At 36.9% G+C, this 15,120-nt stretch carries 9 protein-coding genes and 1 pseudogene; 4 read left to right on the top strand and 6 right to left on the bottom strand.

What is annotated here, in order from left to right; genetic code table 11:
- The first annotated feature begins 13 nt into the window (after positions 1-13).
- The 3 genes and pseudogenes from EKM00_RS09230 to EKM00_RS14950 all read left to right on the top strand — a co-directional run.
- The gene (locus EKM00_RS09230; RefSeq protein ID WP_126452654.1) at positions 14-1,108 is read left to right on the top strand and encodes a fatty acid desaturase family protein; all 1,095 of its coding nucleotides are present in this window, start codon (positions 14-16) and stop codon (positions 1,106-1,108) included.
- Positions 1,109-1,177: 69 nt separating this feature from the next.
- Positions 1,178-2,365 carry a pyridoxal phosphate-dependent aminotransferase gene (locus tag EKM00_RS09225; RefSeq protein WP_126452652.1) on the top strand — a complete coding sequence of 396 codons (1,188 nt, stop codon included), beginning with the start codon at positions 1,178-1,180 and terminating at the stop codon, positions 2,363-2,365.
- Positions 2,366-3,863: 1,498 nt separating this feature from the next.
- A pseudogene (locus EKM00_RS14950) lies at positions 3,864-4,563 on the top strand (DUF4372 domain-containing protein); the annotation flags it as partial.
- A gap of 19 nt (positions 4,564-4,582) precedes the next feature.
- On the opposite strand, the gene EKM00_RS09210 reads toward EKM00_RS14950, so the two are convergent.
- Positions 4,583-5,164, bottom strand: a complete 582-nt coding sequence (locus EKM00_RS09210) for a tRNA-(ms[2]io[6]A)-hydroxylase (protein WP_126515982.1) — start codon at positions 5,162-5,164, stop codon at positions 4,583-4,585.
- Positions 5,165-5,275: 111 nt separating this feature from the next.
- Here EKM00_RS09210 and EKM00_RS09205 point away from each other — a divergent pair, with 111 nt between their 5' ends.
- A complete protein-coding gene (locus EKM00_RS09205; protein WP_126515981.1) occupies positions 5,276-6,517 on the top strand; it encodes a glycosyltransferase in 1,242 nt (413 codons plus the stop codon).
- A 56-nt stretch (positions 6,518-6,573) separates the two neighbouring features.
- Here the strand turns inward: EKM00_RS09205 and EKM00_RS09200 are convergent, their stop codons facing one another.
- The 5 genes from EKM00_RS09200 to porU all read right to left on the bottom strand — a co-directional run bounded on the left by EKM00_RS09200 (position 6,574) and on the right by porU (position 15,023).
- A complete protein-coding gene (locus tag EKM00_RS09200) occupies positions 6,574-8,259 on the bottom strand; it encodes a pyruvate dehydrogenase complex dihydrolipoamide acetyltransferase (RefSeq protein WP_126515980.1) in 1,686 nt (561 codons plus the stop codon).
- A gap of 7 nt (positions 8,260-8,266) precedes the next feature.
- Positions 8,267-9,265, bottom strand: coding sequence for a pyruvate dehydrogenase (acetyl-transferring) E1 component subunit alpha (pdhA, locus tag EKM00_RS09195; protein ID WP_126515979.1), 999 nt, complete (start codon positions 9,263-9,265; stop codon positions 8,267-8,269).
- Positions 9,266-9,420: 155 nt separating this feature from the next.
- Positions 9,421-9,903 carry a cytidine deaminase gene (gene cdd / locus EKM00_RS09190; protein WP_126452640.1) on the bottom strand — a complete coding sequence of 161 codons (483 nt, stop codon included), beginning with the start codon at positions 9,901-9,903 and terminating at the stop codon, positions 9,421-9,423.
- Positions 9,904-9,988: 85 nt separating this feature from the next.
- A complete protein-coding gene (gene porV / locus EKM00_RS09185; protein WP_126515978.1) occupies positions 9,989-11,158 on the bottom strand; it encodes a type IX secretion system outer membrane channel protein PorV in 1,170 nt (389 codons plus the stop codon).
- 37 nt (positions 11,159-11,195) lie between these two features.
- Positions 11,196-15,023 carry a type IX secretion system sortase PorU gene (gene porU, locus EKM00_RS09180; RefSeq protein ID WP_126515977.1) on the bottom strand — a complete coding sequence of 1,276 codons (3,828 nt, stop codon included), beginning with the start codon at positions 15,021-15,023 and terminating at the stop codon, positions 11,196-11,198.
- Positions 15,024-15,120: the final 97 nt, after the last annotated feature.

Genomic DNA, 15,120 nt, shown 5'->3' with positions numbered 1-15,120 from the left:
TATTGAATTTTTTATGACAAATACGCCACCAACATTTGCAAAACAAGATAGCCTGAAATTTTTCAGAACACTTAACTCACGGGTAAACACCTACTTTAAAGAAAACAACATCCCAAAGACTGGAAATTGGAAACTTTATTTGAAAACTGTCATCTTGATTACGGTTTTTCTTGCTCCTTATTTTTTAATCTTGACACTTGACATGCCATTTTGGTCACACCTTTTATTAACAATCGTTATGGGAATTGGAATGGCAGGAGTAGGCATGAATGTGATGCATGATGGCAATCACGGGTCATATTCCACTAAAAACTGGGTCAATAAATTTATGGGGGGAACTATTTATGTACTGGCGGGAAATGTACACAACTGGCAAGTACAACACAATGTTTTACACCATACCTACACAAACATTCCGGGTCATGATGAGGATCTAGATGCCGGGCGCGTAATCCGTTTTACGAAAGAAGCAAAATGGTATAATTTTCACCGTTTTCAGCAATATTATTCAGTATTCTTATATGGATTATTAACCTTCAACTGGGCTATTACAACTGATTTTAAGCAGATGAAAAGCTACTTAAAGCGAAAATTGTCATACGGAGAAGCAAAAAGTCCAAAAATACTTTGGACCACTTTAATTATAACAAAAATTATTTATGCCGCCATATGGATCGTTTTACCAATCGTTATTGGAATTGGTTGGTGGAAAGTTTTAATTGGATTCTTCCTAATGCATTATACCGCGGGACTCATATTAAGTGTTGTATTCCAATTGGCCCACGTTGTCGAAGAAACGACCAACCCTTCTCCTAATGAATTAGGGGAAATGGATAATACCTGGGCGATTCACCAACTGTTTACCACCACCAATTTTGCCCCAAAGAACAAAATTGTAAACTGGTACACCGGTGGATTAAATCACCAAATTGAGCATCATATTTTTCCAAATATCAGTCACGTGCATTATGGGAAAATTGCGAGTATCGTAAAGCAAACTGCTCAAGAATGCAACTTGCCATATTACGAATACAAAACAATGCGAAGTGCCGTTATTGCTCATTTTAAGCATTTGAAAGAATTGGGAATGAAACCGGAACTTATATAATCACAACATACCTGGAGATGCACTGCTGCGTATCTCTACTAACTAATAAACTAACTACAACCTAATACAATGAATCCATTATCCGATAGAATAAACAATTTATCTACGTCTCAAACATTAGCAATGGCAGCTTTGGCCAGAGAATTAAAAGCACAAGGAAGAGACATTATCAGTTTAAGCTTAGGCGAACCAGATTTCAATACGCCGGACTTTATCAAAGAAGCAGCTAAAAAAGCAATAGACGAAAATTATAGCACCTATTCTCCAGTAGAAGGTTATTTAGAATTAAAAGAAGCCATTTGCAGAAAATTCAAAAGAGACAATAATTTAGAGTACAAACCCTCTCAAATTGTAGTGTCAACCGGAGCAAAACAATCGCTATACAACATTGCTCAAGTAATGCTAAACGACGGTGACGAAGTAATTTTACCCGCTCCCTACTGGGTTTCGTATTTCGAAATCGTAAAATTATCTGGTGGAGTTCCAGTAGAGGTGCCTACATCTGTAGATACGGATTTCAAAATCACACCAGAACAATTAGAAGCTGCCATAACTCCAAAAACAAAAATGATGTGGTTCAGTTCCCCCTGTAATCCAAGTGGATCTGTATACAATAGAGAAGAATTGACGGCTTTAGCTAAAGTATTGGAGAAATATCCAAACATTTATATTGTCGCTGACGAAATCTACGAGCACATCAATTTTTCAGGAACTTTTTGCAGCATCGCATCCATCCCGGGAATGCTAGAAAGAACTATTACAGTAAATGGAGTTGCCAAAGCTTTCGCTATGACAGGTTGGAGAATTGGATACATTGGCGGACCAGAATTCATTGCAAAAGCGTGTACAAAAATTCAAGGTCAAGTAACAAGTGGTGCTAACAGTATTGCACAACGTGCTACTATTACCGCGGTAGATGCTGACCCAAGTGTATTAAAACACATGGTGGATGCTTTCCATAGCCGCAGAGATTTAGTGGTTAGATTATTAAAAGACATTCCTGGAATAAAAATCAACGTTCCAGAAGGTGCATTTTACGTATTCCCGGACGTCTCCTCTTTCTTCGGAAAAACATTAAGAGGAACATTTATTAAAGACGCCAATGATTTCTCAATGTACCTTTTAGGCGAAGCTAATGTAGCAACCGTAACGGGTGACGCTTTTGGAAACCCGGATTGTATCCGTTTCTCTTATGCAACCAGTGAAGAATTGTTAATTGAGGCCTTACGCCGAATCAAAGAAGCGGTGACTCTATAGTCAAAATTCATAGAATCAAAAGTTAGAAAATCCAAAATCCAACTTCGAATATACCCAAAAAACCTCAAGATTTTCTTGGGGTTTTGTAGTATATGGGTTTGACCGCAAGGGTCGGGCTTTCCGCTACAATCTTTATGTTTTTATAGAAAAAATGCAACTATTCAGGTTGTAATATAGCACTAGTTTTAAAGGACGCTAATACATTTTATCCGTTTTTGAAACAAGTATCGGTTACCGAACGAATGATCATATAAAATTGCACCCCGTTTTCGGTTTTAAATTATCCGGATACTTTTTGTTTCACTTTTACATTACGGATAGCTCTTTCAGAAGCATTGTTGTCTGGAGGACCCTAGTTGTGGAATAAAAAAGTAAAGACATATTGCTTATATATTTATTCGCTTGCATAATGCATAAAGATCCTTCCTGTTTTCGGAAACAGAAGTAAGTAGCAAAACGGATAATTGTTCCATGATTAGGTTCCTTTGAAATATTGGATTGAGATATTGAATTGATGTTAAATTCCGTTTAAGCTTTATTACTTCGTATAGCAATTCCTTGAAATATATAGTCCATTGAGATCCACAACGCTCTTCGAAAAAAACACGTTCGCGGAGTAAATGAGGGATGCATATTTGATGCGTTTTACTTTTTATTTAAAAATAACTCCGCCAACAATCATGAACGAGAATGGAGCTTGTAAAACCGTTAGGGGAAATTTCCATCTGTAGTAGTAGTTCCTATATTGCTTGAAAATGTAATATAAGTGGCACCTTGGCTTTGAAAAGTACAGAACCATCCCTTCTTTCTATTGACTTTGGCACTTGTTTAGTCACCTACGACCACTTTTCCGTTTCCTACTTTTTGAGCAATCAATTCGCAGGCAGGTTGGGCTTTTTGCGCAAAATCTTTCAATAAGGAACAAAAGTGCCCTATGCCATTTTTAAATTACAAGCATCGTTAAAAAACTCGCTCATCCTTTCGAAAGGCTAGTATTGTCTAGTATGCATATAAGCAATTGTAGCTTGAATATTACACCTGTAACTTATCGGCGAGTTAACTCAGCTAGCGAACAAAGCTTTTGTATGATGACCATTTGGGCAAGTTTTTTAAAATATACGATGCTCAGTAAATTCAGCAGTAATCGGCGGGAATGTCAACAACTTGTCGGCGTAGCATAAATAGTACTGGTCGGTCAGATAAATCCCCACAATAGTTATAAAAATTCTGGTTAATGCTCAGCGCAATGGCAACATTTGGATTGGTAATCAATTCCAAGGTATTGCCTTGGTGCCCAAGTCGTTCGCCTACTTTTTTGCCTGGAGTGGCACGAAGACTTGTCGTTTTATGATAGTGAAACTAAACTATAACGTCTGTTTTTGCGATGCTCTACGTCATCGATTTTATCAAGTAATTTTTCACTGTCATCCGAAAGTCTAAAATAAAAAATGTCTGAGAATCTCGTGTTTTTATTTTTGCAAAATAAATAACACTTATAATCTGGCTCTTCAAATGCAATAAAAATACTAAAAAACCGGTCATTCGTCAAATTATTGACCTTGTACCTCGATGGATCCTTGAATCTTGTGCCAAACAATACAAAAGCGATAAAGTATGCAGTAAGGATAAGACTTATGATCAATTTGTAGCTCTAACTTACAGACAGCTGAATAAATGCTATACTTTAGGCGATATTTTCGCTAGAATCGGAGTCACCAATACCTTTATTAAGGATTTAGGATTACTGCAAAATCCAACACGCACCAACATGAGTGATGGTAATAAGAAACGCAATTGGAGAATATATGAAACGGTGTATTAAAGGATTTTATAGCATTATAAAAGAACACTAAAAATGATAATCAGCGTAAGATTATCGAAGAAATCAAAGACCAAAACATTAAATTGATAGATAGCATCACAATCAGCTTATGTTTAAACATGTTTGATTGGACAAAGTTTCGGACAGCTAAAAACGGCATAAAAATACACACTTGTTGGGATGATTATTTTTAAATTCCAGACTTAGTAAACATTCCAGATACTAAAACTCATGGCAACTATGGTTTGGATCAGTTGATTTTTCCTAAAGGAACTATAATTGTAGAAGACAGGGCTTATTTTGACTTTACATTAATGCTAAATAAATACATCCACAGAATGTCTTTGTTACTCGAATAAACACTAATACAACCTATTAAATACTCGAAGAATTAATTATCCATGAATCGATTCCTGTTTTCCGTAATTAGTGATAATTGATCCTTCAAATTCGATCCATGCTGCCCATCTTTTGTCAACATCTACATTATCAGCATATTCCCGTGCAAATCTCAAAAATGTGGCGTAATGTCCCGCTTCACTAATCATTAAATCTCTATAAAAAGTAGCCAGTTCAACATCTTTTATGTTTTCTGATAAAACTTTAAATCGTTCACAGCTTCTTGCTTCAATCATTGCTGAAAATAATAATCGGTCACACAATGCATCTTTTCGGCTGCCATCTTTTTTCATGAATTTGAAAAGTTGATTTACATAATGGTCTTTTCTTTCTCTGCCTAAAGTTAATCCTTTGCTTTTTATTAAGTCATGTACCATTTGCAGATGTTCTAACTCTTCTCTTGCAATTATTAACATTTCGGTTACTAGTTCTTCTATTTCCGAGTTATAGGTAACAATACTGATGGCATTTGAAGCAGCCTTTTGCTCGCACCACGCATGATCCGTCAGAATTTCTTCTATATTTGATTCAACTATATTTACCCAACGCGGGTCTGTGGCTAATTTTAATCCTAACATACTGATGAAATTTATTTGGTGTAAAATTAGTGTTTTATAATCTATTTTTGATTCAAATCACTGGATTGAACTCAAAATAGCATTATTTTGCAATTGAAATTTTATAATATTATGAATCAAGTTCAAAAGCTTTTAATTATTGGTTTTGTTTGGCCGGAACCCAATTCGTCTGCAGCGGGAGGAAGGATGATGGAATTGATTTCACTCTTTAAAGCGCAAGGTTTTAGCATTACGTTTGCCAGTCCTGCACAAAACAGTGATTATATGGTTGATTTACAAGAGTACGAAGTGGAGAAAACAGCAATAGAACTTAATAATTCCAGTTTTGATGTTTTTATAAAAGAATTGAATCCAGATGTGGTTTTGTTTGACCGTTTTATGATGGAAGAGCAATTTGGTTGGCGTGTTGCCGAAAATTGTCCGGATGCGTTACGGTTGCTAGACACCGAAGATTTACATTGTCTGAGATTGGCTCGTCAGAAAGCATTCAAAGAAAATCGTTCCTTTAAGACCTCTGATTTATTTGTTGAAGAGGTAGCCAAACGTGAAATAGCCAGTATTTTACGTTGTGATTTGTCTTTGATGATTTCTGAATTTGAAGTGGAACTTTTGGAATCTACATTTAAAATTGAGAAAGCCTTATTGTATTATTTGCCTTTTTTATTGGAACCAATTGTTGTTGCCCAAATAGACAAGCTACCTTTCTTTGAGGAACGAAAAAACTTTGTTTTTATCGGGAATTTTCTTCATGAGCCCAATTGGAATGCGGTTCAGTATTTAAAAGAAACGATTTGGCCCTTAATCAAGATGCGTTTGCCAGAAACAGTTTTGAATATTTATGGTGCTTATCCTTCTCAAAAGGTACTGCAATTGCATAATAAGAAAGAAGGCTTCTTAATCTTGGGACGCGCCATTGATGCGGAAGAAGTTGTGAAGGAAGCACGAGTGGTTTTGGCTCCTTTGCGTTTTGGCGCGGGTATTAAAGGTAAATTATTAGAAGCCATGCAATGCGGAACGCCAAGCGTAACAACTACTATTGGTTCAGAATCCATGCATGGTGATTTATCTTGGAACGGTAACATCACGGATGATGTTGTTGATTTTGCGGATGTTGCAGTACAATTATACCAAGACAAAGCAATTTGGCTTCAAGCCCAACAAAATGGACTGAAAATTATTAATGAGCGATATATAAAATATTTGTTCGAAAATAACTTTAGAATTAAAATAGAATTTTTATGTGCTAATTTGAAGGAGCATCGACTGCGTAATTTTATGGGAGCCATGTTGCAACACCATACTTTAAAAAGCACGAAATATATGTCGCGCTGGATTGAAGAAAAGAATAAATAAAAAATCCCATCAAGTTTTTGAAACAAGACGGGATTTGTATTTTAAAAACGGAGTTATTACGCAAGCATCGTAACTGGGTTTTCTATAAATTGTTTCAATGTTTGTAAAAATTGAGCTCCAGTTGCGCCATCAATTGTTCTGTGGTCGCAAGCTAAAGATAACATCATTGTATTTCCTACCACAATCTGACCATTTTTCACTACCGGTTTTTCTACAATAGCTCCTACGGATAGAATAGCAGAATTGGGTTGGTTAATGATTGAGTTGAATTCAGTAATACCAAACATTCCAAGATTAGAAACGGTAAAAGTACTTCCTTCCATTTCTGTAGGTAATAATTTTTTGTTTTTAGCTCTTCCTGCAAGATCTCTTACGCTTCCGCCAATTTGTGATAAACTCATCGCATCTGTAAAACGCAATACAGGAACTACTAATCCGTCTTCAACCGCTACAGCAACTCCTACATTCACGTGATGGTTGATAAGAATTGAATCTTCTCTCCATTGTGAATTCACTTTTGGGTGTTTTTTTAAAGCCATTGCACACGCTTTTATCACCATATCGTTAAACGATACTTTTGTGTCTGGAACACTGTTAATGATTACTCTTGATTGCATTGCTTCATCCATTGCTACCTCTATCACTAAGTTGTAATGTGGCGCGGTGAATAAAGATTCTGCTAAACGTTTCGCAATGATTTTTCGCATTTGCGAATTTTTGATTTCTTCTGTAAAAATTTCTCCTGCTGGAACAAATACTTTAGGCGCAGCGGCAGTTTCTGTTTTGGCTGGTGCAACCGCAACATTTGTCTGCGCTGGAGCAGCAGTTTGTGGCGTGAAGTTTTCAATATCGCTTTTTACAATACGTCCGTTTTCGCCAGAACCTTTTACTTGTGCCAATTGAATTCCTTTATCACTTGCAATTTTCTTTGCTAATGGGGATGCTAAAATTCGTTGATCGTTAGTTGATGCTTCTTCTTGAGCAACTGGTTCATGAGCAACTGGTTCTGAAGTTTTTTCTGTCGAAGCAACTTCTTTTTCTATCTCTTTTTCAGCTACGGGTGCTGCTTGTGGTGCTCCGCCAGTTTTATGATTTTCTGCAATTCCGGAAATATCCGTTCCTGCTGGTCCAATGATTGCCAAAAGGCTGTCTACTGGTGCTGAATTCCCCTCTTCAATTCCAATATACAATAAAGATCCTTCGTTAAAAGATTCGAATTCCATTGTTGCTTTGTCTGTCTCAATTTCAGCAAGAATGTCTCCTTCGGCAACTGTATCGCCTACTTTTTTCAACCAAGTCGCAACAGTTCCTTCGGTCATGGTGTCACTTAAACGTGGCATAGTAATAACTATAACTCCCTCTGGTAAAGCAGTGGTAGTAGATTTTGTTTCTTCTTTTATAGCATCGGGAGTTGCTTCTGTTGTTTCTGTAGTAGCTTTTGCCTCTTCTTTAACTAGAGCCACATCAGCTGTTTTTCCAGCGATTAAACCAGAAACATCTTCGCCTTCATCTCCAATAATTGCTAACAAAGAATCTACAGCTGCGGTTTCTCCTTCCGGAATACCTATATATAAAAGAGTTCCTTCATTGAAGGATTCGAATTCCATTGTTGCTTTGTCTGTTTCAATTTCGGCAAGGATATCGCCTTCGCTGATTTTGTCCCCTACTTTTTTTAGCCAAGTCGCTACCGTTCCTTCCGTCATCGTATCGCTCAAACGAGGCATTGTAATTATTGTTGCCATAATTGATTTATAGTTTATGAGGTAAAAATGGATAGTTCTCTTGTTCGTATACTACATCGTAAAGTTGTTGAATAGGTGGGTATTCAGATTCTTCAGCAAATTTTACGCACTCTTCAACTAAACTTTTCACTCTCTTTTCGATTGCCCCAATTTCTTCATCGGTAGCGTATTCTTTTTCTTTAATTATATCTAAAACCTGTGTAATTGGATCGATTTTTTTGTACTCTTCAACTTCTTCTTTCGAACGATACAATTGCGCGTCTGACATCGAATGACCTCTGTAACGGTATGTTTTCATTTCAAGAAAAGTAGGTCCGTCACCACGACGTGCTCTGTCAATTGCCTCTGTCATTGCTTCAGCAACTTTTACAGGATTCATTCCATCCACTGGCCCGCAAGGCATTTCATATCCTAGTCCTAGTTTCCAGATATCAGTATGATTCGCTGTTCTTCCTACAGATGTTCCCATGGCATATCCATTGTTTTCGACAATAAATACAACTGGAAGTTTCCATAACATTGCCATGTTGAAGGCTTCGTGTAAAGATCCTTGGCGTGCGGCGCCATCACCAAAATAGGTCATAGTAACACCCCCAGTTTCAAAATACTTATCTGCAAAAGCCAATCCTGCACCTACAGGTATTTGTCCGCCCACGATTCCGTGTCCACCATAAAAACGGTGTTCTTTTGAAAAAATGTGCATAGAACCACCCATTCCTTTTGAAGTTCCGGTAACTTTTCCTAAAAGTTCCGCCATCACACGTCTGGGATCAACTCCCATTCCTATTGGCTGAACGTGATTTCTGTACGCGGTAATCATTTTATCTTTTGTCAAGTCCATGGCGTGCAATGCACCGGCTAGTACCGCTTCCTGACCATTGTATAAATGTAGAAAACCTCTAACTTTTTGTTGGATGTATAATGCTGCAAGTTTGTCCTCAAACTTTCTCCAAAGCAGCATGTCTTCATACCACTTTAAATATACTTCTTTTGTAACTTCTTTCATCTGAATTTTTCTTTTGCTAAAGTGTTATTGTATTATCAATGTGTACCTATAACGCAAAATAGTTTCCTCCCACAAATTTGCGCCCGAATGGTCGGCATGCAAAAATAAGACATTCCAACTTAGAACTAAAATTTAATAGGTAGTTTTTGGATTTTTTACAAGTATTTTTTGTCAAACATAAAAGGGAGCAGGTTTTTTAGAGATTCGGATTTGTAAATTGTACCAATCTCTCCCATGAAATAGATTTCAATCGGTGTCTCTTGCCGAATTTCATATTCGGCTATGGATTGTCTGCAAGAACCACAGGGCGGTATTGGAGTCGAAGTCGTATTAGTATCTGAAGCAGCTGTGATAGCCATTTTCAAAATTTTAACCTCTGGATAGACTGCGCCTGCATGAAAAATAGCCACCCGCTCCGCACAAAGCCCGGATGGGTAAGCCGCATTTTCTTGGTTTGAACCTAAAACGATCTTGCCGTTATCTAAAAGAAGGGCTGCGCCAACTCTGAATTTTGAATACGGGGCGTACGCTTTTTTTCTAATTTCAACAGCTTGTCCCATTAAATTCTGAATGTCATTTGGCAAATCTTCAAAGGCATCAAATGCTTTGAATTGTGTAGTAATTATTATTTCTTTCATACTAATTTAAGGAAAAAAAATCCAAACTTCATTCCGAAGCGTTCGGGCTGAAATTTGGATTATTATTGGTGAATTTTATTTATGTTTAATATTCTTCGTATTTATCTCCAAAATTGAAGGTAAGTGAAAAACGAAGGGTGTTTTCTAAAGGGTTTTTTACTTTTGATGCTGAGAATAAATACGAAACATCTACTTTGACAACATTGTATTTAAAACCTGCTCCAAGGGATAAAAATTGTCTCGCCCCTTTCAACGGACTTTCATGGAAATATCCCAATCGCATGGCAAAGGAATCTTGGTACAAATATTCAGCACCTACCGCATAAGTTACTTCTTTCACCTCTTCTCCAAATCCATCAGGCGCATCACCAAATGATTTAAAAACACCGGATGTCCAGCCTATTGAGCGGTAATTGTCATTGTTTTGATTGCGTTCTTGGGGAGTCACTGTGCCATCATTATTCAAATCTGGATTTTGAGGAGTTGGAACTAATAATTTATTAAATTCAACATTTAACGAAACCTTGTTGTAATCGTCTAAAATAAAATCAAAACCAGTTCCGATTTTTAAATTAGCGGGTAAAAAGTTATTGTTAAAATCATCATTGTCATAACTAATCTTTGGACCTAAGTTTTGAATGTTAAACCCAGCTCTCCATCTCCCGTTGAATTCATTGTACGCCAGTTCTTCGGATTGGTAAAAACCGGCTACATCAACAGCAAATGAACTGGCAGAGGAGGCATCGTTGTTTTCGGAAGCAATTTTTAAATTAGAATTTATAAATCGTCCTGCAATCGCCATCGAGAATTTCTCGCTTAGTTTTAAGGAGTAGGAACCGTCAATAGCAAATTCATTAGGCGATACGGTAGGAAAGGCTTCTGTAGGTTCGCCTGTTCTGCGTAATTCAATTTCGCCTAATCCAAAATAACGAATACTTCCTGCAAAAGCACTTCGGTCATTCAGTTTTTGATAGTAGGTCAGTTGCGCTAATGCGATATCATTTACCAGATCAGTGAGGTACGGTGTGTAACTTATTGAAAACCCTTGTGCATCTGTGGCAAATGCATATTTCGCTGGATTCCATTGCTGAGAAAAAGCATCTGCGGATGTAGCAACTCCTATATCACCCATACCTGCAGCTCTTGCATCGGCAGCGACTAATAAAAATGGAACCCCAGGGTTTATGACTCTATCCTGAGCTTTTGCAAAAGAAATCATAAATATAAGGGTAATAATCAATACTGTTTTTTTCATTATTTCAGAAGGTTTGTTAGACAAATATAGTATTTAATTAAAGGATTACAAGTTTTTCATATTTTTCGGATTTCTTATTGGTTAGGCTTGATTTCACAGTGAGTTTATAGATATACACGCCTTTTCCTATTCGGTCTCCAAAATCATCTTTGCCGTCCCAAGTGATTTCTTTGGATAAAAAACCATCTGTCGTGACGATTTGATTCCTAGTCCAAACTATTTTTCCTGTTATCGTCATTACCTGAACCTGAACGTCTAATGGTTCAAATGGTCTGTTGTGTGTAAACCAAAACTCCGTATAGCTGACAAATGGATTGGGGTAATTTAATACATGTGTCAATGTTATGGCATCATCACCCACTACAATAAACTGGATTTCAGCGGTTACTGGATTGTTGTACACATCCCAAGCTTTGAATGTGATGGTGTGCAGCCCGGGAGCTAAATTGCGCAACGGAAACCGAAGTGTTCCGCTGGTGAAATCATCCAGTTTTGTTTGATAATAGTCATTCAATACAAAGGGATTGCTTACATCTCCATCTAAAATAGCAACAATATCATGGCCTATTCCGCTGGCTGTATTTATGCCGTTTCCATCTTCAAGTAACGCAACAAGAAACGGAGATTCATTTGTTATTCCGCCAGAAACAAAAGTCTCATCATTCATGTATAACTTCACAGTTGGGCTAATATTGTCTGTTGCGGCATTTTCGTTTATTCCACCTATTTTTATGGCAGCATCATATCCGGTTTCGTTTTGTAATACTTGATTTTTTTTGGCATAAAAGCTAATTCTTCCGTTTGCTAAAGGGATTCTGATGTCTCGTGGTACAACAAAGCTAAATTCAAATTCACCATTTGTAACCGATGCATTTCCCCGGAATATGGTTTCTCCTAAAACATTAAAATTCATGACTGGACTATTTCCGTCATTATTATAGGTTGCTCTTGAAATGGTTTTGTCGAAGATAGTAGTGGAAACTTCACCATTATAGTTGGTCAAAGGATTGTTGTTCTCATCCGTAACTTCACCGGTCAACTTGATTTTAGAGAGTGATTTGAAGTCCTCAATATTTTGGGTAACAGCAATGTCATTTACTTTTGTTAATCTAATTTTTGGCTTGGGAATGGCAAGCATTAATGCAGGGTCACCAATGTAAAAGACGACATTTGTTGCTGAATTGGGATTGCTGTTTTTCGAAATTCTCAGTGCTTCTGCAATAGATGAATATTGGTTTGAGCCGTACGATAATAAATTTTTAGTAAAAACATCATTAAAGTTTTCGGCACTAAACTGACCAATGGAACGAATCGTTGTAATCATGGCTATTGCTCCGCCTTTTGGGTTCCAGTACGTATATTCCCCAGCTGTAGGTCTAAAGGGATTGTCAAAGCGGGAAAATTCACAGGTAATAGTTATGAATAATGGGTATCTGAATTGATTGCTTAAATTTTGTCCGTCTGATTTTTCCCATATCCGCTCGCTTGACAAACCGTCCTCGCCACCATGACCTAAATAATTAAATACTAAAGCGCCTTTTTCGAAAGCATTAAAGAAATCGGCTCGTGCTTTAGGGTATCTGGATCCTCCAGCAGCGGCTTCCTGAATGTAGGAATCCAAGAGGATTTTATTGACATTCAAAAAAGGTTTTTCGGCAGCAATGGTATTTGCAAGCGTATTTTGTTTTTTTTGCAAAGTGGCATCGGAGGCAATATCTGAATCATCAGAAATTAAAACAAAATTATTTCTCCAGCTTCCGTAAGATTTTATGTCGTGATATTCAATTACTTTATTCACCATTTCATCCGCCTGCTTGGAGTCGTTCACCAGCATTCTGCCAACTGCAATATCGATTCCGCCAAAATAGGAAATAACATTACCTTCTGAAGGATCCATTAGTCCAAAAAAATCATCAGAGGCAAAAGAGGATTCTCCCGATGTATTGCTATTTAAAGAGTGATAAATAGGAACAACGTTAGTATTGTTGATGATTCTGTTTTTGAAATCGTAGGAAGCATCGCCAAAAAGGTTAATGAATTGCATTCTTTTTTGTGGTGTTGAAGCATTTTGATAGATGTACTTAATGCAGTTTCTTATAGCAGCTACATCCTGTTTGCCCGAAGAAAATTCTTGATATATCGATTCTAAAGGAATTACTTTTACACTCAAATTAGAATAATTGCGGTGAAAACTAGCTAGTTTTTCAGCTTGAGAAACTAAAAATGAAGGCGAAATAATTACATAATCAATATCTTGAAATTGACCCAGACTATTTTTGAATAAGGTTCCTTTTAGGTTTTGATTCGGGACCGTTGATCGGCTTTCTTTTAAAGGAATATAATAATCCGAGGCCTCCACTGCAATGTACTTTCTGAGTTCTCCCAAACCTGCTTTGAAATTGATTGTATTTTGACCTGCATTTTCGATTTTAGTTGTGTTGTAGATGTCCGTAACATCCCATATTTGAGAGATTCCAGCGGCATTTGAAATAAGATAATTGACAATTCCGGTCTTTGTCCTGGATTGATCGTATTGAAAATGAAATTGTTTTCCGTATCCTTGAAGTTTTCTCTTGGCAACTAGTCTAATATTATCCAGAAAGCCTTTAGAACCCGGAACGCCATTGTTGTTGTATTTGAGCTTTATTTTGACCGTTTCGGCTCCACTGAACGAAGCGTTAAAGGGTAAAAACCCCAAAACAAATTCAGTTTCTGAATTGTTATTCAGCGCAGGAAACGAGATGTTTCCGACTAAAATTCCGTTTGCGGTCACAGTAAGTGAGGTAGGTGTAAAAGCTGCTGAGGCGGCTGTCAGCATAATTTTAACGGTTGATGTGGCGTCAAAATTAGGGAAGACAAAGTCAAATTCCTGTTCGTTTTTAACCTCAAATGATTCGCCAAACCATTGACGGCCCAATCGAGCTATGTTTACCAGATCTACTTCATGGTGTTGGTGATTATCAAAGGAGGTTAAAGTCAACGTACTGTTTCCTGCAGGCTGACTTAAAGGCGCCATTCTTTTCCCGTCAGCACCTTGTGTTGTAATGTAGTAATACGATTTTGTGTCATATAAGTTAAGGTGTGTTTTGCTTTCCTCATTCCAAGTATCAACGCCTTCACCATAAAAAAGAATGTAATCTTCATTGTTGAAAATGCCGTCCCCTTCGCCATTTATTTGAATTGTATTTTCGATCAAGTCATTTGGATAGTAAATTTTGTTGGACAATGGTGCCATTCGCCCACCATTGCCGTATATTTTTATTTTTCTGGGGTCAGATGTAACATCAAGTCCGAGTTGTTGCAGAAAGCTTTTAGAGATTTTATACACGCCAGATTTTTCAATATAAAATCGAAACCAAGTGCCGCTCGATAAAACCGAATTAGAAATGCCATTAAACGTTTTTTCGGAGGGTGAAATTCTAGAAGCGTTACGCTCTATTTCATACGAAAAGGATTTGATTCGTTTGAATCCAAAATTATCTTTAATTATTGGTGTAAGCTCAATAAAGGCATTCTTTAGTTCTCTGGAATTACGTATTTGCAAAGACGAACTTACTGTTTTAGGAAGGTTTTCGATATCTAAATCTCCGAGTTCAGCAGCAGTAATCGATTCGTAAATTATATTTGTAACTTGAATTTTCCCTTCATCAAAAGAGACTGGTTCATTTATTTTTAAAGTAAAAAGGAGCGTTTTGGCAGCAGCATTATAATGGAAACTATTTCCTGAAAAAAAAGGGATCGTAACTTTGAAATCACCATAGGACATTTCTTTTTTTTCTAACCAATTGATGGTTGCATCACCTTTGATCTGGGCAAAAGAAACGAACGGAATTAGTACTAGATAAGCCAAAATAATTTTTCTCATTATTTTTTCAACGGAATTAATAGACAGTTATTATAAATCAGTAAAAATAAATCATTTCATGTTATAGTAAATAATAAATATTATAAATTTGCGTTCG

The organism is Flavobacterium sp. RSP15 (genome assembly GCF_003968755.1).
Classification (GTDB): domain Bacteria; phylum Bacteroidota; class Bacteroidia; order Flavobacteriales; family Flavobacteriaceae; genus Flavobacterium.
Note: the sequence above shows the minus strand (reverse complement) of the source record. Positions and strands in the feature narration are given on the sequence as shown.

What these genes read in the sequence shown, in the direction of transcription:
- porV (WP_126515978.1), bottom strand. Translation starts at nt 11,158, where the DNA reads ATGAAAAAAACAGTATTGATTATTACCCTTATATTTATGATTTCTTTT.
- pdhA (WP_126515979.1), bottom strand. Translation starts at nt 9,265, where the DNA reads ATGAAAGAAGTTACAAAAGAAGTATATTTAAAGTGGTATGAAGACATG.
- EKM00_RS09225 (WP_126452652.1), top strand. Translation starts at nt 1,178, where the DNA reads ATGAATCCATTATCCGATAGAATAAACAATTTATCTACGTCTCAAACA.
- EKM00_RS09205 (WP_126515981.1), top strand. Translation starts at nt 5,276, where the DNA reads ATGAATCAAGTTCAAAAGCTTTTAATTATTGGTTTTGTTTGGCCGGAA.
- EKM00_RS09200 (WP_126515980.1), bottom strand. Translation starts at nt 8,259, where the DNA reads ATGGCAACAATAATTACAATGCCTCGTTTGAGCGATACGATGACGGAA.
- EKM00_RS09210 (WP_126515982.1), bottom strand. Translation starts at nt 5,164, where the DNA reads ATGTTAGGATTAAAATTAGCCACAGACCCGCGTTGGGTAAATATAGTT.
- porU (WP_126515977.1), bottom strand. Translation starts at nt 15,023, where the DNA reads ATGAGAAAAATTATTTTGGCTTATCTAGTACTAATTCCGTTCGTTTCT.
- EKM00_RS09230 (WP_126452654.1), top strand. Translation starts at nt 14, where the DNA reads ATGACAAATACGCCACCAACATTTGCAAAACAAGATAGCCTGAAATTT.
- cdd (WP_126452640.1), bottom strand. Translation starts at nt 9,903, where the DNA reads ATGAAAGAAATAATAATTACTACACAATTCAAAGCATTTGATGCCTTT.